Source organism: Chryseobacterium arachidis, from assembly GCF_900129245.1.
Classification (GTDB): domain Bacteria; phylum Bacteroidota; class Bacteroidia; order Flavobacteriales; family Weeksellaceae; genus Chryseobacterium; species Chryseobacterium arachidis.
Window position 1 is genome coordinate 77,442 of sequence record NZ_FQUT01000015.1, and the last position, 25,939, is coordinate 103,380.

Below are 25,939 nucleotides of genomic sequence, written 5' to 3' on the forward strand. Positions count from 1 at the left end.
ATAATAAAAAATTTAGTGTAATTCATTAAGAATTCTAAATTTGCAACTTGTTTAAAATAGTAAAATGATAAATAAACTTAAGATCACTTTTCTTTTTGGAATTTTCATCATGTTGTTCAGTACAAATATGATGAATGCTCAGCTGAAGCCGGGAGAATTAGTGGATGGTATTGCTGCTGTAATCGGTGATGAAATTGTCTTGGAGTCTGATGTAAACGAACAGATGAATTACGCAAAACAGCAGGGAACTTCTAATATCGATAAGTGTGAGTTTTTGGAAAACCTTCTTAATAACAAACTTCTTGTTTACGAAGCAAAAAAAGATACTTTAATTGAAAACCGTTCTGCAGCGATTAAAGAACAGGCGAATGCAAAATATACGCAGTTGCTTTCTCAGTTTCCTGACGAAAAAACAATGTTGGCTGCGTATAAGTTCAGAAACGGATACGAAATGAAAAATGCCATCGAAAAAATCGATGCAGACCAATATTACGGACAGGCAAAATATCAGAGAGTTACCGAAAAGGCCGACGTTACACCGAATGAGGTAACTGATTTTTACAATATGTTTAAAACACAGTTGCCGGAGATCAAAGATGAGGTTTCATTGTCTCAGATTATGATATATCCTAAGTTAACAGAAGCTCACAAAGATGATTTAATCAACAGGCTTAAAAAGATTAAGAAAGATATTGAAGGAGGAGAGACTTTTGAAAGCCAGGCGAGAATTTATTCTGAAGATCCGGGATCTGCTTCCACTGGTGGTTTAATGAAAAATATTTCCAAAGGACAGATGGTAAAACCTTTTGAGGCGGCAGCACTTAACCTTCAGGAAGGAGAAATTTCAGATCCTATTGAATCGGAGTTTGGATACCATATCATTCAGCTGGTAAAAAAATCAGGGAAGATTTATGATGCAAGGCATATTCTTTTAATGGCAACACCTACAGAAGATGAAATAAAATCTGCAAAAGCGAAATTAGATAGTATCAGAGGGTTGATTAACAGTGGTAAAATGACTTTCAAAGATGCTACTTTCAAGTTTTCTGATGATAAAAGAACGAAATTCAACGCAGGAATCATTCCTGGTTCTGATGGTTCTAACAAAATCGAAAGAGAAACTATTCCGGGGACAATCAGTTATGAATTGGCAGGACTGAACAAAGGAGATATTACCAATGCTTTTGATGATGAAGATGAAAGAAAAAGAAAAGTAGTGAAGATCATTAAAGTAGAAGATGTAATTCCTGCACACCAGATTACGCTGGAAACGGATTACGACAGGGTAAAACAGATGGCACTCAATAAAAAGCGAAACGAAATGGTCGAAAAGTTCGTCAATTCGAAACTTCCGACAACATTTATTTCCATTGATGGCCGTTATGACTCTTGTGCTTTCAAGGGAACCTGGAAAAAAGATGCGGTTAAAAAATAATATATCAAAACCTTCAGAATTTCTGGAGGTTTTTTTTATGTTTAAGCTTTATGAAATCTTTGTTTTTATTATTTTTATGGCATGAGTAACTTTATAGATTTTAATTCAGCTAAAAAGCTTCAGGAAATGCAGCAAAGCCAAAATAGAATTACAGAACTTTTTAATATTCAGTATCCGATTATTCAGGCCGGGATGATCTGGCACTCGGGATGGAGGCTGGCTTCAGCGGTTTCAAACTGTGGCGGATTGGGATTAATTGGTTCGGCAAGTATGTATCCCGATATTTTGCGTGAAAATATTCAGAAATGTAAGAAAGCTACGGATAAGCCTTTCGGTGTAAATGTCGCTTTGCTTTACCCCAATTTAGAAGAAATTATCAATATTATTCTGGAAGAAGGTGTGAAGATTGTTTTCACCTCTGCCGGCAGTCCTAAAGCTTACACAGAAACTCTTCAAAAAGAGGGAATAAAAGTAGCGCATGTAGTTTCCTCAACAAAATTTGCTATGAAATGCGAAGATGCAGGTGTTGATGCTGTTGTTGCAGAAGGTTTCGAAGCAGGGGGACACAATGGAAGAGATGAAACAACAACTTTTTGTTTGATTCCAAACGTAAGAAAACATATTTCAAAACCATTGATCGCAGCAGGGGGAATAGCTTTAGGTTCACAGATGAAAGCGGCGATGATTCTTGGAGCAGACGGCGTTCAGATCGGTTCCCGTTTTGCCGCAACAACGGAAGCAAGCGCACACGAAAACTGGAAACAGAAAATCACACAACTTCAGGAAGGCGATACACATTTAACTTTGAAAGAACTGGCACCTGTAAGAATGGTTAAAAATAAGTTCTTTAACGAGCTTGAAGATATTTATAACGTCGGACGAAATAAAGAATCTCTTATCGCTTCTTTGGGCCGTGCAAGAGCCAAAAAAGGAATGTTTGAAGGTGATCTGGAAGACGGCGAATTAGAAATCGGTCAGGTTTCGGCTTTAATTGATGATATTCTGCCTGTGGAAACCGTTTTCAAAAATTTATTGGAAGAGTTTAGAAATACAAATACCCCAAGTTTATAATTAATTTAAAGTTCAATGGAAGGAAGGATTATCGATGTACATGGTAAAAAACTTTATACAGAATACAACAATTCATTTAAAAATAAACCGACGATTGTCTTTTTGCACGATTCTTTAGGTTCTACTCAGCTTTGGAGGGATTTTCCCGCAAAATTGGCGGAAGCTACCCAATGTAATACTTTGATATACGATCGTTTAGGATACGGAAAATCTTTTCCGATGCCGACTCATGAAAGAGAAAACAATTACATGGAACTCGAAGCCGATGTGCTGAATGATCTTTTAAATGAATTAAAAATAGATGAAGTCATTCTTTTTGGTCACAGTGATGGCGGCACAATTGCATTAATTACAGCCTCAAAATACCCCGAAAAAGTAAAAGCGACCATTTGTGAAGCCGGACATATTTTCTTGGAGGATATCACGGTAAAAGGGGTGAAAGATGCCTGGGAAGCTTACCGGACAACCAATCTTTCCGAACGTCTGCAAAAATATCATGGTGATAAAGTTGAAATGATCGTTAAAGCCTGGACGGAAATCTGGTTAAGTGACCGCTTCAGATCCTGGAATATTGAATATCTATTGAAAAATATTACAAGTCCGTTATTATTTATTCAGGGAGAAGGTGATGAATACGGAACTTTGGATCAGGTTGAAAAAACGGTTTCGCAGGTAAGCGGAAGAGCAGAAAAATTCATCATTCCAAACATCGGGCATACACCGCATAAGGAAAATCCGGAAGTGGTTTTAGAAAGATCAGGAGAATTTATTCATAAGATTTTGAATTCTTAAAATATCAATAGAAAAGGATTTTAGTCCGCTTGCAATTTTTCAGACAGATTTTTTGGCTTTAGCCAAACTTAAAATTGATCAATCTCAAAGTTGGGAATTGATCAATTTTATTTAATTTATTTTGAACACTAAGTCCACAAAGCTTTTTCTATTAAATACTAAAGTCTCACCAAACCGTTTCACTTATGAGAATTCACTCAACAACAGAGATAAAATAAAAACATCAAGATTCCTCAAAATTCGTGTATTCGTGCTGAATAATCTACAAACTCTCAATTTCAAACAAAATATTCTCCCTCGCTCTCACTTCATATTTTTCTCTAAAAGAATCAGTTTTAAAAATATTTTCAAGTTCTAAAAAATGTTTCAGAACCTTTTTTCTTCCGGGTTTATACAATAAATCAGGATAAATGGAATATTCTTTTCGAATCTTTTTTGTATAATCTAAATAGATTTCCAAATCTTTTCCTAAAATTGAAAGATCGGCATCCAAAAGATAATTGATGTCATTGTCTTCAGATTTTTGGTGAACTTTTGTAGCGATGATTTGTGCCGAAATTTTATCGATAGAACCTTGTTTCAAATTTAATTTTTCAAGCCTTAATTTGGCAAATTCAGCACTTTTTTCTTCATTTACTTTTGATGTGGCATCATAAATAACGTCGTGGTAAAAAACACCAAATGAAATATCAATCCAATTTTCAATCTTATCTTTTATTGAATCGAGCTCGGAAAACATATTCTCCAAATGTTCCAGATTATGATAATGTCTGCCTTTTTCGGAATATTTCTTTTCAATTTCAGTCCATAAGTTTTCAATAAGATAATGATCTTGGGTAAACTCTAAGCAGTTTTGTGAAAATCTTTCTCTTACATTCATCATTATAATTTTTAAATAAAAAAGGAACTTTAAAAAGTTCCTTGATTTGCTTCCAGATTTGCTTTCAGTTCAGCCCAGCCTCCGCCGTTGTAGCCGTCCTTCAATCCCTGAGAATTAAGATATTCTAAAGCTTTTCCGCTTCTGTTTCCACTTCTGCAAAACAAAATGACCGGCTTTTCAATAGAAAGAATTTCATCCTGTCTGTCTTCTACTTCTCCTAAGGGAATATTTTTAGCGCCTTCTATATTTCCGTCCATTTCCAATTCCATAGGTTCACGAACGTCGATTAATTCATAATTTCCTGATTTTATAACTTCTGCTAAAGACATAGTTTAAATATTTTGTGTTAAAAAAATTATTAATGGATAAATGAAATACTCATTTTCCAAACTCCAAACAAATTTATAAAATAATCTTAATTTTGCACTATAAAATTCATGAATTCAAACGCTGAAAAATATTCACAATTAATAAAGTCTAAAGCAAAAAGTTTTGGGTTTCAAAGCTGTGGAATTTCGAAAGCAGATTTTCTGGAAGAAGATGCCAAACCATTGGAAGCCTGGCTGAAGAATAATTTTCATGGTGAAATGAAATACATGGAAAATTATTTTGATAAAAGACTCGATCCAAGATTGCTGGTGGAGGGTTCAAAATCAGTCATTTCCCTTTCTTATAATTACTTTCCGGAAGAAAAAATTTCTACCATTGAAAATTTTAAGATCTCAAAATATGCTTATGCAGAAGATTATCATGAAGTGATTAAAGACATTCTCCGAGAAATGGTCGCCGAGTTGCAAGAGGAGATCGGTGAGTTCGGTTTTCGTGTTTTTGTAGATTCTGCGCCTGTTTTGGAAAGAAGTTGGGCTAGAAAATCAGGAATTGGATGGGTGGGTAAAAATGCCAATTTAATTACCAAACAAAACGGTTCGTTCTATTTTTTAGCAGAAATTATCTGTGATCTGGAATTAATTGCCGATCATGAAACCACCAATCACTGCGGAACCTGCAGGAAATGTATCGATGCATGTCCTACCAATGCCATCATTTCTGAAAAACTGGTGGATGGAAGCAAGTGTATTTCCTATGCAACGATTGAACTGAAAGATGCTATTCCCGATTATTTTAAAGATAAGATGGACGATTGGATGTTCGGCTGCGATGTCTGTCAGGATGTTTGTCCCTGGAACCGATTTTCGGCACCGAATCTTCAGAGTAAATTCAGTCCGAATGAAGCTTTGAAGAATTTCAAAAAAGGGGAGTGGAGAGAATTAACTCAGGAATTGTTCTCAGAAATTTTTAGAAAATCTCCCGTAAAACGTACAAAATTTGCAGGACTGAAACGAAATATTGAATTTTTGGAAAAATCTTCAGAGTAAAAATAGCTTACGTTTTTGCGGATAAACCCTTATCCGGAATTTTTGAAGTTCCAGAGTAAAGCGGGTTGTCGACCATCCCTTAAATTTTCTGTCTTTAAGGAGGTGAAGATTTTTACAAGTAGAAATGATGAAAAGTCTTTCCTAAAAAGAAAAATTAACTTTCGGAAGATTAAATCTCACCAAAAATCAACGTTTTTTTTGTACTCTTTTTGGAGCTACTTTTACTCTTACTTTAAATCTTTTGTTAGATTTCGTGTTTTTGTGCATATTTTTAATATATTTTGTACTTAAATTTAGCGAAAATTTCGATTAAAACAAATACTTTTACGAAAAATTGTAGATTAAATTTTTATTAATTATTTTAAAAAACATAAAGGTGAAAAAAATGTTATTTCTTATTCTCAAAACTTTAGGAATCATTGTAGGAATTATTGTTTTCTACGTTGCAATGGGTTATTTACTGCCTTTTATTGAAGTTTCAGCGAAAGATGACGGACAGAGGAAAGAAATTCCGATTTATATTTACACCAACGGAGTTCACACGGATATCGTAATGCCCGTTAAGAACGATTTACAGGATTGGAGCACGAAAATTCCCTTCAATAATATAAAATCCAAACAGGTTGATTATAATTTCGTTGGCATAGGTTGGGGAGATAAAGGTTTCTATCTCGACACTCCGACTTGGGCCGATCTGAAGTTTTCTACGGCTTTTAAGGCGGCATTCTGGCTAAGCGAGTCGGCAATGCATTGTACATATTACAAAGCAATGAAAGAAGGTGACGACTGTAAAATAATTATGATCAGTAAAAATCAATATAAAGATTTAGTGAAATTTGTGGATGAAAAATTTGATAAAGATGCAAATGGAAACTATGTTTTGATTCCTACTGATGCGGTGTACGGCGATAATGATGCATTCTATGATGCACAGGGAAAATACAGTTTTCTTGATACCTGCAATACCTGGGCGAACGATGCTTTAAAAGCTGCCGGGCAAAAAGCTGCTCTTTGGACGCCCACAGATTCCGGGATTTTCCAGCATTACAAATAACTTCCGGTGAATTTTTTACGTGTAATTCTTTCCATTTTTCTTTTGGTTTCATGTAAAATGGAATCAAATAAAGAAAATATCAGCCATGATCAAATTCCTGAAATTCCTGTTGAAAACAAACCTGAAGTCAATTCAGATAAAATAAAAAGTAAAGCTCAGGAAGCCTTACAGTTCTGCCAATCCAAGAATTTTAATACAGACTTTTGCATTTTGATTGATATGAGTCTTCATTCAGGGGTGAAAAGATTTTTTGTTTGGGATTTTAAGACAAATTCCGTTTCAAAACAATATTTGGTTGGTCACGGTTGCGGTTCAAATCAGTGGAGTAGTGACGAATCGAAGGATGCTCCCAAGTTCAGCAATGAAGACGGAAGTCATCTTTCGGCACTGGGAAATACAAACTGGAAGGACGGGGTTACAGCGATTGGGGAATTCATGTGAAATACCTGATGCATGGTTTGGAGGAAACCAACAGCAATTCTTTGAAAAGGTTTATTGTTTTTCACTCGTGGAATCTGATGAGTGATGAAGAAGTTTTTCCAAAAGGTTCTCCCGAAGGATGGGGATGTCCCACGATTTCCAATAATGCCATGAAAGAAATCGATCCTATTCTTCAAAGTTCTGAGAAACCTGTTTTGATGTGGATTTTTAATAAGTGAGTATATTGGGAGCTATTTCCCGCTTTCCGCACTCGCTATTTTTTATGATTCTGCGCGGCGGCGGAGCCGCCGCGCAGAATCATAAAAAATGAGCTCAAACAAATGCTGCAATCGGGGCTAGGATAACAGCCGATTTTAAAACGTACACGGACTATTCACTAAAAATTTATGCAATCTGAAAAATCATACTGATATTTTAATTCAAAAGTTTCAGATTAGAATTTTTAGTCTGATTTTTGTATAACAAAATCTGTTATTTAAACCTGTCATCATGAAACATCAGCTCTACCGCGAACAGCAATTAAACTGCGATATCGAAACCGCATGGAAATTCTTTTCTTCCGCCAATAATCTGGAAAAAATCACCCCGAAAGACATGAAATTCGTTGTGTTAACCCATTTTAAAAACGATGAGATTTTTGAGGGAATGATCATCGATTATTTCGTTTCACCTTTATTGGGTATCAAAATGAAATGGAAAACAGAGATTATTCAGGTTGATTTTCAAAAGAGCTTTACAGATTTTCAGAAAAACGGACCGTACAAATTATGGCACCACCATCATGAATTTATAGAAAACGAAAATGGCGTTTTGATGAAAGATACGGTAGATTATAAACTTCCTTTGGGATTTTTGGGAGAAATAGCACACAAACTTTTCGTCAGAAGCAAGCTGGAGCATATTTTTAATTACCGATACCAAATTCTGGAAGATCGTTTCAATCAATAAATTTCATGAGTAAATCCAAAATGAAGAATAAAATAAATATTTTCTGGTTCAGAAGAGATCTTAGATTAAAGGATAATTGCGGTTTGCATCACGCATTGAAAAATGGTTTGAAAGTATTGCCGATTTTTATTTTTGATACCGATATTTTAGATCAATTAGAAAATAAATCCGATAGACGAGTTGATTATATTCATCAGGTTTTAACTGAAATCAATGAAGAATTAAAAACTCATACAAGCGGATTGTCTGTTTTCCATGGAAATCCTTTGGATATATTTAAAAAACTAGCCCAAGATTTTGATATTGAAGCCGTTTTCTGCAATGAAGATTACGAGCCTCAAGCGATAAAACGTGATAAAGAAGTTGAAAATTTTCTTCGTAAAAATGAAATTGATTTTAAAAGCTTTAAAGATCAGGTGATTTTTGCAAAAGAGGAAGTGGTGAAAAAAGATGGATTGCCCTACACGGTTTTCACGCCTTACTCTAAAAAATGGAAAGAAGCTTTACATTTGAATGCCATTGAAAATTATCCAACCGATTTTTCTCTTTTTTTGCAGTATTCCGCACCGAAAATTCCGGATTTGAAGGATATTGGATTTGAGAAAACTGATCTTTACTTTCAGAAGCCTGCTCTAAAGAAATCAATCATTGACGATTACGATCAATACAGGGATTTTCCGGCTTTGGATCATACAACACGTTTGGGAATTGCATTACGTTTCGGAACAATTTCCGTAAGAAAATGTGTTCAGTTTGCCTCAGAACACAACGAAACCTGGCTGAATGAGTTGATCTGGCGAGAGTTTTTTATGCAGATTCTGTATCACTTTCCGAAAGTGGTCCGTCATTCATTCAAAGAAAAATATGATAATATCCAATGGCGGAATGACGAAAAAGAATTTAAGCTCTGGTGCGAAGGAAAAACTGGATATCCCATTGTGGATGCCGGAATGCGACAGCTGAATGAAACGGGATTTATGCATAACAGAGTAAGAATGGTGGTGGCAAGTTTCTTAACAAAACATTTGCTGATCGACTGGCGCTGGGGCGAAGCATATTTTGCAGAAAAATTATTGGATTACGAACTGTCTTCCAACAACGGAAACTGGCAATGGGCAGCAGGTTGTGGCTGTGATGCTGCACCTTATTTCAGAGTTTTTAATCCTTCGGAACAGACTAAAAAATTCGATAAAGATCAAAAGTATATCAAGCAGTGGCTTTCAGAAAAAGAGATGAATATTGAACCGATGGTAGAGCATGTTTTTGCCAGAAAAAGAGCTTTGGAAGTTTACGGAAAAGCGGTAAAGGAATAATTACCGGTGAATGTACGATTATAAAAATTCCGATTATTTTTAGATAGTAATAAAATTTAAATAAACTAAAAATCAGTATTTTATAGCAGCTTATTTTAAAGGCTTTTGATTGGTTTCGGAAATATTAAAATATGAACTAATTTGAGAATATTATAAATTAAAAGTGATGATCTTTTCATCACTTTTTTATTGTGAAATTTTATTTTCTTTGCTGAATATAGTTTTTACCCCAATTATCGAGAGCTAAAAACACGGTTTCTAATGATTTTCCCAGATCGGTAAGCTTATATTCTACTTTTGGAGGTACTTCAGGATGAACAATTCTTATCAAAAGCTGGTCTTCTTCCATTTCTCTCAACTGCATCGTTAAGGTTTTATCCGAAATTTCACCAAGGTTTTCACGCAATTCGGAAAATCTCATGATCTCGCGGGAACGGATCGCTTTATAGATTTTAAGCTTCCATTTGCCACCCAAAATGGCAAGCGCAGCCTCCACGGCACAATCGGAATTCGGATTATTTTCACAATCTAAAGTTGAAATTCTATTATAGCTCATCGATGAATTTTTTTAAAATTTTTTTCCTTTACAACTGTCTTAGAGTCAGTAAGGCAAACTTGGAAGATAGTTACTTACCTGTCTGTAAGTTGTTGTTTTATAGTTGTTTTGTCTTTTACTTTGCATAAGAATTTAAAAATTATGACAAAAAATATTGTAATTACAGGAGGATCTTCCGGTATAGGTAAAGGTATTGCATTTTATTTTTATAACAAAGGATGGAATGTATTAACTACAGGTAGAGACGTACAGAAATTAGAGGAAATTAAAAATGAAATGCCTCAGATGAATACTATTGTTTATGACAGTATGCAGGACGGTTCAGAAACTGCCATTGTTGATTTTATTAAAATAAATTGGAATGGCAGACTTGATGTTTTGGTCAACAATGCAGGGCATGTGGAATTGGGAGAACTACATGGAATTACACAGAAATCAATGGAAAATATGTACAAAGCTCATCTTATCAGTCCCTCCGTTCTTTCTTCGGCTTGTCTTCCCTTTTTATCCGAAACGCAGGGGCAGATATTAAATATAAGCAGCAGCCACGGAATCAAGCCGTATGCACAGACAACCGCGTATGGTTCTGCAAAAGCCGCTTTAAATATGATAACGAAAATCTGGGCACTCGAGCTTGCCCCTCAGGGAATTCGGGTGAATGCTATTGCTCCCGGGCCGACAGAAACTCCTATCCTTAAAAAAGCAGGATTTGACGAGAAGAATATTCAGGCGATCCATGAAAATGAAAGTTCTTCAATCCCTTTAAAACGAAGAGGACAGGTGGACGATATTGTGGCAAAAGCAGTTTTATTACTGAATTCCGGCTCCGAATGGACGACAGGAGTTATCCTTCCGGTGGATGGCGGGCTTTCTATTAGTTAAGAATTTGCTTTAAATTTATTAAAAAGATTGGTGTCATTTATTGATGCCAATTTTTTTTAAGGCTGTGGTATTCAGATATATTTCATCAAAATGAAGAAGAGATTCTACATCCGTGTACACTTGAGGCAACAAATCATTTTTAGTAAAAGACAATTCGATGGCCGGATTATAGGTAGCTTCAATTCTTACGACAGAATAGCCGTTGTATGCCAGTTTAAAACCTTCAAAAATACATTTTTTCCTGGCTTTTTGATACAGCTTGTATTCATTGATCGCCTCGTTGTCAGTAAGATCATCTGTTTTGGAGCTGTTGTTTTCAAACGATTTTCTATTCTCGTAATGTTGAGGTTCTTTCAGAATCTGACCATTAGAATCTACAGGAATAAACATTCCCAATGTTAAATCTTTCTTCAGAAGCTGGGCATAATTTTTCATCAGATTCAATGTCTGGAGGTCGGCATATCCTTCATTTGCATAATATTCAATGACGAAATCCGTCATAGAGATCAATTTTCGGGAGACATTGGTCGGCATAAGTGGTATATCTAGATGTGAGAGTAAATTGAAATTTTTTTGAAAAGCGAAAATAAATAAATTGTTAAAAATGATACAAGTGATTTCTTTAAGTAACTCAAATTTAAACAGATTCTAAATTAAAAAACCTCCGGAAATATTTTCCAGAGGTCTTGCATCATTAGGTTAATAGTTTTATTGTTCTTTTCTCATTTTCTTTAAGATGGTCATAAGCCATTCTGCAAGTTTCGTATTGTCATATATTTCGTGTATTACGGAAATAGGTTGGGTATAAAGTGTGTCGGATTGGATAATTTCGTCCCAATTCAGAGCGTTTGGATTTGCATCAGGAACGCCTGCGTTTTGCATGACTTTTAAAGTTTCGTAGGCAATCAATCCATGGGCAATGGCTGAAGGATGAACGCCATCAAGAGAAAATATCCCGCCTTGCTTTAAATTTCCATCAGTATCGGCATGGTAATATTTCGTATTTGGGAGTGGATATTGGAAGTCAAAATATTCCGGAAACTCATAGGTCGGCGCTCCTCCGTTTCTTTTGAAAGCCATGCTGTCCAGCATCTGGCTGTAATCGATAATTGTATATCTTCCTGGGTGTGTAACGTTTCTGTCAGCAACTAATCTTTTGATAATTTTATTGTATTCCCTAATACATTTATCAATATGAGTAACCTGATTGAAGCCTAAATTAATTCCTGTCTTAAAAGCAAAATCTTCATCAAACGGAAAATAAGTATAATATTTAGAATAAATAACATCTTCTTTTTCACCAGTCTGCTGGTTTTCTACTTTTACAGTAAAAGTTTCGCCCACCCCTTTTGCTAAAGGTGCAATGGTTACCAGCGGAACGGTTCCCAAAAATACTTTTGTGTCTTTACCTTCTAAAATTCTGTCTATTCTGTTGAGTAATTCCCTGTAATCTGCTTCAAAATCTTTTGGATGCCAAAGGTTATAAACTTTCTTATTTTCATCTGCAAAAGTATCACTAGGTGCGTTTGTAATTTCACCCTTACCTTTTGTAAAATGAACTTTTAAATCTACAATGGTTCCCAAAGCATTATTAGCACCTAACCAAATGATCACATTTTCAACACCTTCTTTATCAGAATGATACTTCAGCCAGTCCAATTGAGATTTTTTGTCATGTTCAGGTAGAAGCTGAGGATTCAAAACACGGAGTGCCGTTCTCAAAAAGCTATTGTCCACACTGGAATATATTCCGTTTCTTGTTCTATTCGCTTCAATTTGTTTTTTACAATATTTAGGCGTCATCAGCCAGGAATCTGAAACATTGAAACCTCTTACAGCAACATTGTCAAAATATTCCTGACCTCCCTCGTAAGGCTGATCGGCTGCACCTTTTCCTCTTTCATAATATTTTTCCACCTCATTAAGATAGGCAGGAATTGTTTTAGCTAAAGCATGTACCCATTCCAAAGTGCTTATACCGGAACCATACGCTTTTTCAAGTCTTCTGAAAACCTCTTCAATATTTACAGGCATTCCTTCTTTTGGCCAGGTCGGATACTGATAATTTTTAATTCCTAATTGCTGGGCAATTAAAGTAGAGTAGCAGAGTTCTGTTTTTGCAGCGGCTCCGGACATAAATCCGTGACTGATGCTGTCTCCGATAGTGAATAATTTCATGGCAGTTTTAGTTATAAGTTTTACAGTTCGAATTTACATCTAAATAAAAATGAACACAATCACCTTTTTGTGTTATATTTTCATTAAAATACAGACTTGTCTGTTTATTTTAATTTAATTACCTTTGAATATGGCTAGAGAAAGAAAAAATTCTGTGAGACAAAGTATTGTCGAAACGGCTTCAAGACTATTTTACAAGCAGGGATATACCAGCACGGGGATCAACCAGATTATTGCAGAATCCGGAGTGGTAAAATCTACACTTTACACTACATTTCGTTCAAAAGAAGAGATTTTAATGGCTTATCTTGAATCTGAAGGTGCTGTTTCGGACAAAGAACTGAAAGAAGCCACCGAAAAAGTTAATGATCCGAAAGAAAAAGTTTTAGCAGTTTTTGATTATTTGGTAGAACTTGTTCAGCAGAAAGAATATTATGGATGTCATTTTTTAAATGTTGTTTCAGAAGTTACTAAAGAAGATGAAGCCATTCGCACTCAGATTAAAAAACAAAAAAATAATGTCCGCCAGCTTTTCCGTCAGCTTCTGCAACCTATCGGAAAAGGAGATCTTACAGACGAAATTTATACTTTATTTGAAGGAGCATTAGCCGGAAACAAAGTTCATGATGATGTTTTTCCTGTAATTAATGCTAAGAAAATTGCTGAAAAACTGTTGAAGTAGAAATTAATTAAATTGATTTCCAGTTAATTAATTCTTTTAATTAAAATAAAACAGACTTGTCTGTTTTTAAATTGAAAATTATTTTTACTTTTGAAAAATAAAAACAAAACGATATTTGTATTAATTAAAAAAAACAAACTTGTCTGTTTTAAAAATTAATTTAAAATTTTACAATATGAAAACAAATCCTGTAAAACACCTGACAACCAAAGTAAACGATCTTACTATTTTCTACCGTGAAGCAGGCCCGGAAGACGCTCCCGTTATTTTATTGCTGCATGGATTTCCTACTTCATCACACATGTACAGAAATTTAATTCCTCTTTTAAGCGAAGAATTCAGGGTTATTGCCCCGGATTTGATTGGTTTCGGATATTCTGATGCTCCGAATTATAAAGAATTTGACTATACTTTTGATCATCTTACCGAATATATTCAGGGATTTATAGATCAATTGGGTCTGAAGCGTTTTGCGGTTCAGGTATTTGATTACGGAGCACCCGTAGGATTCCGTCTCGCTCTTGCTAATCCTGAAAAAGTAACAGGAATTATTACTCAAAACGGAAACGCTTATGAGGAAGGCTTAAGCGAAAACTGGGCTACCACTCAAAAATATTGGTCAGATCCCAATGAAGAAAACAGAAATGCATTAAGGGAATTACTGACTCCCGAAATGACGAAATGGCAATACATTCATGGAGTAGAAGATGAAAGTTTGATTGCTCCGGAAACGTATACCCTGGATCAGCTTTTCCTTGACCGTAAAGATAGTGATGAACTGCAGTTGGATTTATTTAAAAATTATGCAACCAATGTGGCTTTGTATCCTTCTTTTCACCAGTATTTCAGGGAAACTCAGGTTCCTTTGCTAGCTGTCTGGGGAAATAAGGATCCGTTTTTTTTGCCGGCGGGTGCAGAAGCTTTTAAGAAAGATCTGCCTGAAGCGATCGTTAAATTTTTTGATACGGGACATTTTGCCCTGGAAACCCATGTCGATGAAATTGGACAGGAAATTGTAAAGTTTCTGAGAACCCTTCCAAAATAAAGTATGAGAACCTCTGAATTTTCGGAGGTTTTTTTATTTAATGACAACTATACCTGATTTTAAAACAGAAAATGAATTGACAGAAAGAACATTTTGAGATAAATTAATGAAAACTACACAAAGGCAACATTCTTGCTGTACTTTTTTTAAACCACCAAAATATTAATGTATGGAAACTAAAAATTCTCAGGACCTTATCAAAGATCTGGTTCATATCACCAACGACAGGATTTCAGGATTTGAAAAGGTAGAAGGGGTAGTCTGGGAAGGCTATCCGGATGTAAAATCGGAATATGATAAACTCATTTCCAAATCAAAAGTCATGAAAAATGAGCTAATCAATATATTGCAGGAAGACAATATTACGTTTGATGATTCAGGGACTGTTGGAGGTGCACTCCACGGAGCATGGATTAGTATTAAAAATTCATTCACTACCGGAAATTCTGTTAATTCTACTTTGGAAAATGTAATATTCGGAGAAAAATCTGCGATTGAAAGTTACCGGAATGCTTTGGATAAGGGCGATTTTTCGGAAGAGACCAGAAAAATATTGAAAGATCACCTTCACGATCTCGAAACGTACCATCATCAGTTTGAAAAAATGCTTGAGTATCGTAAGTAAAAATAAGGTCATAAAATTGCAATGCAATATTTTAATGTGCTACTTCACAAAATGAATGTATTGTAATTTTGTGACTTCTTTATATAAAATTCTTGAAGAGCTTTTTTGTTTTCTCTTTATTGTTACTACTTTTCTATATCAGCAGTAGAATTAGTGTCTAAATAAAATACGCAGGCCACGCTGCGAATAATTAAAACTTTAAAGACGTAAAAGGAATTTATATTGACTGTCAGTTTGCACTGCATTTTCAAATCGATCATGTTCTTTTGCCTAAACTTGTGGCCATAGAAATCCTTTCGGTCACCTCATTGATGACGAGACCCCTTATTCAAAAGCAGCCAGTTACCGCCGCCGTATTGATTACTTTAGTTCCACGCACTGTCGGTATCTTCCTTTTCTATAGTATATTTTTTATACTTCTTATCTGCATTTACAGTTACAGTTTGCTGTATTGATTTTTGGTATCCTTATCAACAGTTTTTATATATTGAATTTATCGAAAATTATACTTATTTAAATTGTTCCATAACATTAATTATTTTTGTGTAATGCTATGGTAGGACAGGACATATTTCTCTTCTTCTTTTTCTAAATACAAGTGACTTAAATTTAATATTATTAAAAAAACAAAAAAATCCCTCAAAAATGAGGGATTTACTATATTGCTATATCTTGGAGTTAATCTTTTACCGATTAATTATTTTACCAATCTGATCTCTGCCGCAGAAAATCCTTTCGGAGATTTTTCTTTTTCAAAAGATACTTTGTTACCTTTTTTGATCTGATCGATGCAGTTGTTGTTGTGGAAGAAGATATTTTCTTTCGTTTTATCTTCTGTGATGAAACCATATCCTTTTTCACTTAAAAAAGTTACGATTCCTGTTTTTAACGTTTCTTCAGCTTCGATCGGAGCTGCACCTAGCTGGATATTGTCAAGGTTGATTTCCTCTCTTTCTGCGTTATCCGGTGGAGTAGAAGTCAACTGTCCGTTGGCATCTACATACATAAACATCTCATCAAGGCTTTTGCCTTTAGCATTGTTTTCTTTACGCTCTTCACGACGTAAAGCTTTTTCTTTTTGTTTTTGCTGTTTTTTCTTGAAATTTTCTTTTTTAGAGAAAGAATCCGCCATATATTTTTTAAAATTTAATTGTTACTGAATACGTTTAAAGCCTAAATACCATAATATTTAAACCTTTATCACATGTATTAATACATCTTTCTAAAAGAGATGCAATATGTTTTCCGGTTGTATTTTTTATTTGAATGGTTGTTCTTATAACAACCGTAATGAACGAAAATAGAATGATTTCAAATAATCACAACACTGCGAAAGCAGAGAACCTGTCTTTAAGATAATATACAAATGTACGAAAAATAAAGACACAAAACAACTCTTTTCCGATTTAAATAATTGAGTTTCAATTCACTTTATAAGAATCTATTTTCAGCCTAAAATAGTCATTTTGTATCATAAAAAAACCATCGAAATATTTCGATGGTTTTTATTATATTAAGCCTGATCTACAGGTTTTTCACCTTGAGGTTTAGCCTGATGTTGTCCTTCCGGTCTTGGTTTCCCTTCCGGTCTGTCTTGTCTTGGTTTCCCTTCCGGTTTCGGAGGTCTTGGCAATAAAACTTTTCTAGAAAGCTTCATCTTCTTACGGTCATCATAACCCATGAATTTCACTTCCACTTCATCACCTTCCGCATACGGAACTTTATCTAAACGGGACCATTCGATCTCAGAAATATGAAGTAATCCTTCTGTACCTTTAGCAATCGCTACGAAAGCCCCGAAATCCATTACTTTCACTACTTTACCTTTATAAACTTCGCCTACAACCGGTACGAAAGTAATTTCGTTGATCTTCGCAACAGCAGCATTGATTTTCTCTCTGTCTGTTCCCGCAATCTCAATACGCCCGATCTCACCAATTTCTTCAATAGCAATAACTGTATCCGTATCTTTCTGCATTTGCTGAATGATTTTTCCACCAGGCCCGATTACTGCACCGATGAACTCTTTCGGGATCTCCATTACTACCATTTTCGGAGCATGTGGCTTCACATCAGCTCTTGGTTCAGCAATAGTTTCCGTGATTTTATCTAAAATATGTAATCTTCCGTCTCTTGCCTGCATTAAAGCTTTTTCCATAATGTCCATGGAAAGCCCCTGGATCTTAATATCCATCTGGCAAGCTGTGATACCGTCAGCAGTTCCTGTTACTTTAAAGTCCATATCTCCAAGGTGATCTTCATCTCCTAAGATATCGGAAAGAACCGTCCATTTTCCTGATTTTTTATCCGTAATAAGACCCATTGCAATACCTGAAACAGGCTTCGTGATCTGCACACCTGCATCCATTAATGCCAATGTTCCTGCACAAACTGTTGCCATTGAAGACGAACCGTTAGATTCAAGGATATCAGAAACAATTCTGATCGTATATGGATTTTCTGCAGGGATAACTGCCGTTAAAGCTCTTTGAGCTAAGTTCCCATGTCCTACTTCTCTTCTTGAAGTTCCTCTTAAAGGTCTTGCTTCACCAGTTGAGAATGGAGGGAAGTTATAATGTAGGAAGAATTTTTCGTCGTGTTGCGTGATGACGCTGTCGATCATGTTGGCATCTTTTACAGAACCTAAAGTTACAGCCGTTAAAGACTGGGTTTCACCTCTTGTAAAGATAGCAGAACCGTGAGCTCCCGGAAGATAGTCGATCTCAGACCAGATCGGGCGGATCGTTTGCGGATCACGACCGTCAAGACGGATATTGTCTTCAAGGATCATTTGGCGCATTGCCTCTTTTTCCACATCATGATAATACACTTTTACGAAAGGAGTTACTCTTTCCAATTCTTCTGCATTATCCACATATTGAGCAAGGAATTCCTCACGTACCGCTTTGAATTTTTCTGCTCTTTCTTCTTTGCTTGAAGGCGTTTTCGCTACTTCATATACTTTATCGTAAGTTTCTTTCCAAACTTTTTCACGAATATCTTCATCATGAACTTCGTGAGAATATTCTCTTTTCGGGAAAGATTTACCTACTTTTTCAGCTAATCTTTCCTGAGCTTCGATTTGTTTCTTAATTTCAACGTGAGCGAAATTGATCGCTTCGATCATTTCCTGCTCAGAAATCTCCTTCATCTCTCCTTCTACCATTACGATCGAGTCTTTTGTAGCCCCCACCATAATGTCGATATCCGCTTTCAGTAAGTTTTCGTAGCTTGGGTTTACGGATAATTCTCCGTCGATTCTTACCACTCTCGCTTCAGACATCGGTCCGTCGAAAGGAATATCTGTAATGGCAATTGCTGCAGAAGCCGCCAAACCAGCCAAAGCTTCAGGCATAACTGCTTTATCATAAGAAATCAATGAGATCATTACCTGTACTTCCGCGTGGAAATCTTCAGGAAATAACGGACGCAATACTCTGTCCACCAATCTCATGGTTAATACTTCATCATCAGAAGGTTTTGCTTCTCTACGGAAAAAATTTCCTGGGATTCTTCCCCCTGCATAGAATTTTTCTCTATAATCTACCGTTAATGGTAAAAAATCTACACCCGGATTTGCTTCTTTATTGGCTACAACCGTTGCTAAAAGCATCGTTCCGCCACATTTTACAACTACGGATCCGTCGGCTTGTTTCGCCAGCTTCCCCGTTTCAATAGTGATCTCTCTTCCGTCTGCAAGAGTAATCGTTTCTGTAAACGCTTGAGGTATACTCATATAAAATTGTCTTCATGTACTCCGTATTGAGTACGATTAATATTTAAACTCTTTAAATTTTCGTTTGCAAAGGTAATGTATTATAATGATTTTTTGAATTTTTGCCCGCAAAATATTGCACTTTTAAGGTGTTAATTCAAGATATTTTTCATGAATCATCCCTTTAAATTATGAAAACAAAAAAGCAACCTCTTTCGAAGTTGCTTTTATCTTTAAATCTCTACAGATTATTTTCTTAAACCTAATTCAGCAATAATTGCTCTGTATCTTGCGATATCTTTATTTTTAAGGTAATCTAGTAAACTTTTTCTCTTACCTACCAATTTCACTAGAGATCTCTCTGTGTTGAAATCGTGACGGTTAGCTTTTAAGTGCTGAGATAAGTGGTTGATTCTGAAAGTGAAAAGTGCAATTTGTCCTTCAGCACTTCCTGTGTCCTGTGCAGATTTTCCGTGTTTTGCGAAAATTTCCTGCTTTTTTTCGTTTGTTAAGTACATTCCAATATTGTTTAATGATTATTATGTAACGGCTGCAAAAATACGACTTATTTTTCATTCTGCCAACATTATTGATTTCATTTATCAATTTTAATAGAAAAAAATGTTAAAAATTTCTTAAAAAAATTATGCTATACCACTAAAAGGCAGTAATTTTGCATACGAAATAGTGATGAGAAAAATTATAACCTTTACAACCCTTACTGCCATTCTTTTCCTAAGTGTTTCTCCTTTAAAAGCACAAAGAAATGCCGATGAAAAGATTAAGAAAATCCTGTACTTCAATCCTGAAGTAGACCCTGATATCGAGGAAATCAAGGAGCCAACGAATACGGCTTTCTTCAGCGCGGTTTCTGACAATTTAAGCGAAAGAAAAAACAAAATGCTTAAAACGGAAACCCAAATTTCTTTCGACAGTATTGATCACCAGACTATTGCTGATTATTGTATGAATAATGATGCTGATTACGCAGTCGTTCCCAAAGTAAAATATTTTAAAGTGGGAATCGGAAAATATGTTTTTTCTAATCAGGTCGTTGTTAGTATGAAACTTTTCAACGCAAAAGGAAATCTTATTACTGAAACCGATTATGATACTTATAGAAAGAATATGAGACTTCTTGGCTCTACTGTAAATTCTGTAAAGATTGGGACGAATGGCGCGATTAAAGAGATCATCAAGCAGTTAAGAAAGCTCAAAGCATCAACCGATTCATCATTCTGATTCCTATAATCTCTCTGTATTTTATTTCGGTTTTAAAAAAAAAGCTATGTATTCCATTGATTTTTATTTAATTAAATTCATTATTGTGTGAATAATTAATTTCAAATTACTATATTAGCACTTAACAATTCATTCAAACTATCTCAATAAATTTTAAGGCATCTTCTTATTGGAAGGTGCTTTTGTTATGGTTAAAAGTTTTAATAAATCCTTAAATTTCACTGTTCGTTGGTCAATTCTAAAAATTTGGATTATTTTTGCACTATTCTAAAAATTTGACGTTTTGAATTCTAAAGACGAACTTATCTTCAATCCTGCTGATATTGCCGAAACTCTTAGCGAACTTCATGCTGATGAGAGGCTCTTGGCATTTTTGAAAGTTCCGAAAGAATACAAAGCGGATGTTTTCTCTCATCTTGATCCTGATTTTCAGGAGGAAACCATCAGAAGTATCGGCAGCGACGAAGTTTCTGAAATTCTGAATGCGATGACACCCGATGACAGAACTGCCTTGTTTGAGGACTTCCCGGATGAACTGATTAAATATTCCATCAATCATCTTAATCCGCAGGAACGAAGAATTGCCTTGAAATTGCTAGGATATAATTCTGATTCCATTGCCCGTTTGATGACTCCTTATTATATCCAGATCCGTAAAGAATGGACGGTAAAAAGATGTCTTCAACAGATTAAAAAAGTCGGAAGTAGGGTAGAGACAATGAATTACCTTTACGTTGTCGACGAAAGAAACCGACTGATTGATGATATTGCGTTAGGAAGTTTACTACTGGTAGAAGAAGATACTTTGATTTCGGAAATTACAGATAATCATTTTGTTGCGATTACTACTGTTACTTCAAAAGAAGATGCGGTGCAATATTTTGAAAAATACGACAGAGCCGCACTTCCCATTATTACTGAGGCCGGAGTTCTGGTAGGAATTGTTACGATTGATGATATTTTAGATCAGATAGAATCACAAAATACCGAAGATATTCAGAAATTCGGGGGACTTGAAGCATTGGATGTTCCTTACACCCAGACTTCATTAATGGAAATGGTTAAAAAGAGAGGGATGTGGCTGATCATCCTGTTCTTCTCCGAAATGCTTACCGCTTCTGCCATGGGATATTTTGAAGATGAAATTCAGAAAGCAGTTGTGTTGGCATTATTCGTTCCGTTGATTATTTCGAGTGGAGGAAATTCCGGTTCACAGGCTGCAACATTGATCATCAGGGCGATGGCACTTCAGGAAATCGGACTGAAAGATTGGTGGTATGTGATGAAAAAAGAAATTTTCACAGGGTTATTTCTTGGTGGAATCCTTGGGATTATCGGTTTCTTAAGAATCATGATCTGGCACAAAGCAGGCTTTTTTAATTATGGCATTCACTGGGCTTTTGTAGGATTAAGTGTTGGTGTTTCGCTGGTAATGATCGTGCTTTGGGGGACTTTATCCGGCTCAATGGTTCCGTTTATTCTTAAAAAATTAAAACTCGATCCTGCCACTTCATCTGCGCCTTTCGTAGCAACTTTGGTAGACGTTACCGGACTAATCATTTATTTTTCTGTCGCAGGGCTTTTCTTAACGGGCAAACTTTTGTAATTTTAGGCAACCTCTAAAATAGTACAATGAAAGTAGTTTCTCTGGTTCCCTCGATTACTGAGGCTTTATTTGATTTGGGCCTCACAGAAAATGAAGTGGTCGGAAGGACAAAATTCTGTATTCATCCCGCAGGCAAAGTGAAGAATGTGGCGGTTATCGGTGGAACAAAAAATATTAATATCGATAAAATTAAAGCGTTACAACCGGATTTGATTCTTGCCAACAAAGAAGAAAATATCAAAGAACAGGTGGAAGCTTTGATGGATGATTTTAAAGTTATTGTTTCCAATGTAGAAAATATTGAAGACAATTATTATCTGCTTAAAAATTTAGGAAAACTCTTTCATAAAGAAGAAAAGGCACAACTTTTCAATCTTAAAATCTACGATATTCTTTATCAGACAAAAATTGATTCTCCAATAAAAGTGGCTTACCTCATATGGAAAAATCCTTATATGACGATTGGATCTGATACTTTTATTCATAAAGTTCTGACAGAAATAGGCTTTGACAATATATTTAAAGATCAAAAACGTTATCCGGAAATTCAGACTGAACATTTAGCGGAAGCAGATATTATTATGCTTTCGTCCGAACCTTTTCCTTTTAAAGAAAAACATATTGAAGAATTAAGAGAAGTTTATCCTGATAAAAAAATTATGATCGTTGACGGGGAAGCGTTTTCCTGGTATGGAACCCATATAGCGAAGTGTGAGGACTATTTTAAGAGGTTGATTTTGGAGGTGGAATCCATTAATATTTGATTTTCAAGTAAAAATATTTCCCACAGTTCACAGATTTGGAAAGATGATTACATTTATTAAAATGAAATGAAACAAAAACTCCGGTTCAACTGAACCGGAGTTTATATTTTAAAAATTTAAAATTCAATTACAAAATTTTTGAAACCTCATTACAAAGCCACTCCAACAATTCTCTGTCTTCAGCTGTAAAAGGATTGATGGTGTGAGAATCGATATCGATCTGTCCGATATTTTGTCCGTCTTTGAAAATTGGGACCACAATTTCCGCTTTGGTATCAATTGAGCAACTTAGGTAATTGCTTTCTTCGTGTACATCAGGAACGACAAATGTTTCATTAGAAACCGCAACCTGACCGCAAATTCCTTTTCCGTAAGGAATAATGATGTGATCGGTTGGTGCTCCCACGTAAGGTCCTAACTTCAACTCGTCTTTATCTCCATTTTTAAAATAGAAACCCGTCCAGTTGAAATAAGAAATTTCCTGATCCAAAAGGTGACAAACTTTTTCAAGTTTTTCTTCTGTATTATGCTTAGGACTTTCAAGGATAGACGAAAGCCTTTTCTTTAATTCTGACATTGTAATATATTGTTTTTAAGAGAATTGTTTAAGCGAAAGTTCTTCTTTGTAGCCGAACATTCCGCGTTCCTTTATCATTTCTGCAACACCTTCAGGAAGCTGGTTTTCCCAACCTTTGATATTGCATCCAATCTTTTTCAAAATATCTCTTGAATAAATTTCCAAAAACTCCGGATTGTAATTGGTAATGTCTACAATACGATCGTTAAGTTTGAAATATTTATACAATTCTTTTAAGTTTTCTTCCACTTTTAGGGTCTCGGAATTCAGTAATTCATGCGTTTCAGGATCTTTGTAAGGATAAAGATATACTCTCATCCCGTTTCTGAAGAATTTACCGAAAGCTTCTAAGATTCCTCCCGAAAGATTCTGATAATATTTCTCATCAAATACCATTAGTAAGTTGTTTACCCCCATCGCAACGCCGATATTTCCACTTGTATAAGAAGCAAAATAATCGATAAGACGATAATATTCCGAGTAATTTGAAACGATAACCGTGTAACCCAGTTTTGCTAAAACATCCACTCTGTCAAGGAAATCCCTTTCATCAATATCCCCGTCTGCACGAAGGTTTGAGATGGTAATTTCAATCAGAAGTTCCGTGTCTTCCTGTGTACAGATAGCATCTTTCAGGAACATATCCATACCATTTTTAAGCATATCGATGTTCACTTTTGTTACGGGTCTGAAGCTTCCTCTTACGGCAAAAATATTTTTCTTGTATAAAATATCTGCAGGCAGCATATTATTCCCTTCAGAATTGAAAATAACAGCATCGGTCATTCCATGTTTTACCAACTGCAACGACATCAATCTGTTATCTACATATTCAAACGCCGGCCCGCTAAAATCGATCATATCAATTTCAAGATTGTCTTTGGCAACATCGTCGTATAAAGATTCAACTAAATTTCTTGGATTGTCGTAATAATGGAACGCTCCGAAAATAAGATTTACCCCAAGATTCCCTAACGTTTCCTGTTGTAAAGTCGCATCGTTTTCCTTAAATTTTACGTGGATCACGATTTCATTATAATCTTCATTCTCTTTTACCTGAAAGCGGATTCCTACCCAGCCGTGGCCTTTCACTGTCTTATCAAAATTAATGGTAGTAACAGTGTTTGCGTAAGAAAAATACTTCCTGTTTGGGTTACTTTCTCTGGAAATTCTTTCTTCAATAAGTGCTACTTCATAACGAAGCATTTTTCGAAGTCTGTTTTGGGTAACGTATCTGTTTTTTACCTCTTTTCCGTAGATGGCATCACTAAAATCTTTATCGTAAGCCGACATTGCCTTAGCAATTGTACCCGAAGCTCCCCCTGCTCTAAAAAAATGTCGAACAGTCTCCTGACCTGCTCCAATTTCTGCGAAAGTACCATAAATAGTAGGATCTAGATTAATTGTTAATGCTTTTTGTTTAGGAGTTAGTTTCTGATACATTAGGACATTAAATTTTTCGTAAATTTACCAAAATTAAACCAACCTCAAAAGAAAATGAAGTTGAAATTTTTAGGAACGGGAACTTCCCAAGGCGTACCCGTTATTGGCTGCACTTGTGAAGTGTGTACTTCAAATAATCCGAAAGACAGTCGTCTGCGATCTTCTGTGATGGTAACGACCGATGAAAACAGGAAAATCCTTATTGACTGCGGCCCGGATTTCAGGCAGCAAATGCTTACCAATAAAGAAAATCATGTAGATATTGCTTTGCTCACCCACGAACATAACGACCATGTGATCGGTCTTGATGATATGCGTCCGCTGATTTTCAAAAGTGGGAAAAATATTCCGCTTTACTGCTATAAAAGGGTAGCTGATGAAGTGAAAAACCGTTTTCCGTATGCATTTGCGGACATTAAATATCCAGGAGCTCCGGCTTTTGATCTGTATGAAATTGAAAACAAACCGTTCACTGTTTTGGATACTGAAATCACTCCGGTTGAAGTGATTCATTTTAAAATTACGGCTTTTGGATATAAATTTAAAAAGCTTGCGTACATTACCGATGCAGGATTTATTTCTGACACAGAAAAGGAAAAATTAAAAGATCTTGATGTTTTAATTTTAAACTGTATCCGGAAATTTGATCCGCATCCGGCACATTTTATCCTTCCTGATGTCATCAAGCTTTTTGAAGAGCTGAAACCTAAAAAAATATTTTTAACCCATATCAGTCATCATTTAGGGTTACATGATATTGAAGATAAACAACTTCCATCCGGAATACACCTTGCCTACGACGGTTTGGAGATAAATTTTTAGAAAAAAGTTTACAAAAACATTTGGAGTATAAAGAAAAGTTCCTATATTTGCACACCAATTAGAAACAAGGTAACACACCAGCCCAGGTGGCGGAATTGGTAGACGCGCTGGTCTCAAACACCAGTTCTTAGGAGTACCGGTTCGATCCCGGTCCTGGGTACAACAATAACATCAACTATTTTAGTTGGTGTTATTTGCTTTTATAGGGTTAATGGTGAAGAAAAATGGATGAACCTAATCAAGTGTAAAACGGGCAACGGGGATTATTGGATCAAGTACAAAACTTGTGGACTAAGCAAAAAGTTTTGATAATCTGAACAGGAAAAACGATTTATCTCTTACTCCTCTGAGCTGTAATCTGAAGTTTTTTATTTTTGCATTAAAGGATTCTGCTGAGGCGTTAGTGCTTCTCTTCTCAAAATAATTAAGAATATCGCTGTAGTGGCGGGTAATCGTTCTTTTTAAGGTAGTGAAAGATTTAAAGCCTGATTC

General features: G+C 35.5%; 26 protein-coding genes, 1 tRNA gene and 1 pseudogene. 17 read left to right on the top strand and 11 right to left on the bottom strand.

Annotated elements, in window-relative coordinates; genetic code table 11:
* Positions 1-64 precede the first annotated feature (64 nt).
* From BUA89_RS19560 to BUA89_RS19570, 3 genes are all read left to right on the top strand, one after another.
* Positions 65-1,435, top strand: coding sequence for a peptidylprolyl isomerase (locus tag BUA89_RS19560; RefSeq protein ID WP_072962685.1), 1,371 nt, complete (start codon positions 65-67; stop codon positions 1,433-1,435).
* 81 nt (positions 1,436-1,516) lie between these two features.
* On the top strand, positions 1,517-2,506 hold the full coding sequence (locus BUA89_RS19565) for an NAD(P)H-dependent flavin oxidoreductase (RefSeq protein ID WP_228420634.1): 990 nt from the start codon (positions 1,517-1,519) through the stop codon (positions 2,504-2,506).
* Between the two features lie 15 nt (positions 2,507-2,521).
* On the top strand, positions 2,522-3,298 hold the full coding sequence (locus BUA89_RS19570) for an alpha/beta fold hydrolase (protein WP_072962690.1): 777 nt from the start codon (positions 2,522-2,524) through the stop codon (positions 3,296-3,298).
* Between the two features lie 262 nt (positions 3,299-3,560).
* On the opposite strand, the gene BUA89_RS19575 is transcribed toward BUA89_RS19570, so the two are convergent.
* Together BUA89_RS19575 and BUA89_RS19580 are read right to left on the bottom strand one after the other, a co-directional pair.
* Positions 3,561-4,181, bottom strand: a complete 621-nt coding sequence (locus BUA89_RS19575; protein ID WP_228420636.1) for an HD domain-containing protein — start codon at positions 4,179-4,181, stop codon at positions 3,561-3,563.
* A 26-nt stretch (positions 4,182-4,207) separates the two neighbouring features.
* Positions 4,208-4,507: a rhodanese-like domain-containing protein gene (locus BUA89_RS19580; protein ID WP_072962698.1), complete on the bottom strand. Its 300-nt coding sequence runs from the start codon at positions 4,505-4,507 to the stop codon at positions 4,208-4,210.
* A 108-nt stretch (positions 4,508-4,615) separates the two neighbouring features.
* Between BUA89_RS19580 and queG the strand changes: the two genes are divergently transcribed.
* The 5 genes and pseudogenes from queG to BUA89_RS19605 all read left to right on the top strand — a co-directional run bounded on the left by queG (position 4,616) and on the right by BUA89_RS19605 (position 9,310).
* Complete coding sequence (gene queG, locus BUA89_RS19585; RefSeq protein WP_072962702.1) at positions 4,616-5,554, top strand: tRNA epoxyqueuosine(34) reductase QueG; 939 nt, start codon at positions 4,616-4,618, stop codon at positions 5,552-5,554.
* 376 nt (positions 5,555-5,930) lie between these two features.
* On the top strand, positions 5,931-6,608 hold the full coding sequence (locus BUA89_RS19590; protein ID WP_072962705.1) for a TIGR02117 family protein: 678 nt from the start codon (positions 5,931-5,933) through the stop codon (positions 6,606-6,608).
* Positions 6,609-6,665: 57 nt separating this feature from the next.
* Positions 6,666-7,267 (top strand): annotated as a pseudogene (locus tag BUA89_RS19595) (murein L,D-transpeptidase catalytic domain-containing protein).
* 271 nt (positions 7,268-7,538) lie between these two features.
* A complete protein-coding gene (locus tag BUA89_RS19600) occupies positions 7,539-7,997 on the top strand; it encodes an SRPBCC family protein (RefSeq protein ID WP_072962710.1) in 459 nt (152 codons plus the stop codon).
* Between the two features lie 20 nt (positions 7,998-8,017).
* On the top strand, positions 8,018-9,310 hold the full coding sequence (locus BUA89_RS19605) for a cryptochrome/photolyase family protein (RefSeq protein ID WP_072962778.1): 1,293 nt from the start codon (positions 8,018-8,020) through the stop codon (positions 9,308-9,310).
* Between the two features lie 199 nt (positions 9,311-9,509).
* On the opposite strand, the gene BUA89_RS19610 is transcribed toward BUA89_RS19605, so the two are convergent.
* On the bottom strand, positions 9,510-9,866 hold the full coding sequence (locus tag BUA89_RS19610) for a winged helix-turn-helix transcriptional regulator (RefSeq protein WP_072962714.1): 357 nt from the start codon (positions 9,864-9,866) through the stop codon (positions 9,510-9,512).
* Between the two features lie 141 nt (positions 9,867-10,007).
* On the opposite strand from BUA89_RS19610, the gene BUA89_RS19615 reads away from it, so the two are divergent.
* A complete protein-coding gene (locus BUA89_RS19615) occupies positions 10,008-10,748 on the top strand; it encodes an SDR family NAD(P)-dependent oxidoreductase (RefSeq protein ID WP_072962717.1) in 741 nt (246 codons plus the stop codon).
* 33 nt (positions 10,749-10,781) lie between these two features.
* On the opposite strand, the gene BUA89_RS19620 is transcribed toward BUA89_RS19615, so the two are convergent.
* Positions 10,782-11,249, bottom strand: coding sequence for a hypothetical protein (locus tag BUA89_RS19620; protein ID WP_143152406.1), 468 nt, complete (start codon positions 11,247-11,249; stop codon positions 10,782-10,784).
* A 207-nt stretch (positions 11,250-11,456) separates the two neighbouring features.
* Positions 11,457-12,926, bottom strand: coding sequence for a hypothetical protein (locus tag BUA89_RS19625; RefSeq protein WP_072962723.1), 1,470 nt, complete (start codon positions 12,924-12,926; stop codon positions 11,457-11,459).
* 130 nt (positions 12,927-13,056) lie between these two features.
* On the opposite strand from BUA89_RS19625, the gene BUA89_RS19630 reads away from it, so the two are divergent.
* The 3 genes from BUA89_RS19630 to BUA89_RS19640 all read left to right on the top strand — a co-directional run bounded on the left by BUA89_RS19630 (position 13,057) and on the right by BUA89_RS19640 (position 15,278).
* Positions 13,057-13,608 (top strand): TetR/AcrR family transcriptional regulator, encoded by a 552-nt coding sequence (locus BUA89_RS19630; protein ID WP_072962728.1) that lies wholly within the window; start codon positions 13,057-13,059, stop codon positions 13,606-13,608.
* A gap of 175 nt (positions 13,609-13,783) precedes the next feature.
* Positions 13,784-14,653, top strand: coding sequence for an alpha/beta fold hydrolase (locus BUA89_RS19635; protein ID WP_072962781.1), 870 nt, complete (start codon positions 13,784-13,786; stop codon positions 14,651-14,653).
* A gap of 169 nt (positions 14,654-14,822) precedes the next feature.
* Entirely contained in the window at positions 14,823-15,278 is a 456-nt protein-coding gene (locus BUA89_RS19640; protein WP_072962731.1) for a DUF2383 domain-containing protein, read from the top strand.
* 697 nt (positions 15,279-15,975) lie between these two features.
* Here BUA89_RS19640 and BUA89_RS19645 read toward each other — a convergent pair.
* The 3 genes from BUA89_RS19645 to rpsO all read right to left on the bottom strand — a co-directional run bounded on the left by BUA89_RS19645 (position 15,976) and on the right by rpsO (position 19,511).
* The gene (locus BUA89_RS19645) at positions 15,976-16,410 is read right to left on the bottom strand and encodes a cold shock domain-containing protein (RefSeq protein ID WP_072962734.1); all 435 of its coding nucleotides are present in this window, start codon (positions 16,408-16,410) and stop codon (positions 15,976-15,978) included.
* Between the two features lie 381 nt (positions 16,411-16,791).
* The gene (locus tag BUA89_RS19650) at positions 16,792-19,014 is read right to left on the bottom strand and encodes a polyribonucleotide nucleotidyltransferase (RefSeq protein ID WP_072962737.1); all 2,223 of its coding nucleotides are present in this window, start codon (positions 19,012-19,014) and stop codon (positions 16,792-16,794) included.
* 227 nt (positions 19,015-19,241) lie between these two features.
* A complete protein-coding gene (rpsO, locus tag BUA89_RS19655; RefSeq protein WP_072962740.1) occupies positions 19,242-19,511 on the bottom strand; it encodes a 30S ribosomal protein S15 in 270 nt (89 codons plus the stop codon).
* Between the two features lie 172 nt (positions 19,512-19,683).
* On the opposite strand from rpsO, the gene BUA89_RS19660 reads away from it, so the two are divergent.
* The 3 genes from BUA89_RS19660 (at position 19,684) to BUA89_RS19670 (ending at position 22,605) form a co-directional block, all read left to right on the top strand.
* A complete protein-coding gene (locus tag BUA89_RS19660; RefSeq protein ID WP_072962743.1) occupies positions 19,684-20,235 on the top strand; it encodes a pyruvate decarboxylase in 552 nt (183 codons plus the stop codon).
* Between the two features lie 283 nt (positions 20,236-20,518).
* Positions 20,519-21,841, top strand: coding sequence for a magnesium transporter (gene mgtE / locus BUA89_RS19665; protein ID WP_072962746.1), 1,323 nt, complete (start codon positions 20,519-20,521; stop codon positions 21,839-21,841).
* Positions 21,842-21,867: 26 nt separating this feature from the next.
* Positions 21,868-22,605 carry an ABC transporter substrate-binding protein gene (locus BUA89_RS19670; protein WP_072962750.1) on the top strand — a complete coding sequence of 246 codons (738 nt, stop codon included), beginning with the start codon at positions 21,868-21,870 and terminating at the stop codon, positions 22,603-22,605.
* A gap of 127 nt (positions 22,606-22,732) precedes the next feature.
* Here the strand turns inward: BUA89_RS19670 and BUA89_RS19675 are convergent, their stop codons facing one another.
* Together BUA89_RS19675 and BUA89_RS19680 are read right to left on the bottom strand one after the other, a co-directional pair.
* Positions 22,733-23,182 carry a GAF domain-containing protein gene (locus tag BUA89_RS19675; protein WP_072962753.1) on the bottom strand — a complete coding sequence of 150 codons (450 nt, stop codon included), beginning with the start codon at positions 23,180-23,182 and terminating at the stop codon, positions 22,733-22,735.
* Positions 23,183-23,197: 15 nt separating this feature from the next.
* Complete coding sequence (locus BUA89_RS19680) at positions 23,198-24,625, bottom strand: nicotinate-nucleotide adenylyltransferase (RefSeq protein ID WP_072962757.1); 1,428 nt, start codon at positions 24,623-24,625, stop codon at positions 23,198-23,200.
* Between the two features lie 54 nt (positions 24,626-24,679).
* Between BUA89_RS19680 and BUA89_RS19685 the strand changes: the two genes are divergently transcribed.
* Both BUA89_RS19685 and BUA89_RS19690 read left to right on the top strand, forming a co-directional pair.
* Complete coding sequence (locus BUA89_RS19685; RefSeq protein WP_072962762.1) at positions 24,680-25,447, top strand: MBL fold metallo-hydrolase; 768 nt, start codon at positions 24,680-24,682, stop codon at positions 25,445-25,447.
* An 80-nt stretch (positions 25,448-25,527) separates the two neighbouring features.
* Positions 25,528-25,607 (top strand) — tRNA-Leu (locus tag BUA89_RS19690).
* Between the two features lie 131 nt (positions 25,608-25,738).
* Here the strand turns inward: BUA89_RS19690 and BUA89_RS19695 are convergent.
* On the bottom strand, positions 25,739-25,939 hold a 201-nt coding region (locus BUA89_RS19695; protein WP_143152336.1), incomplete at its 5' end, for a transposase.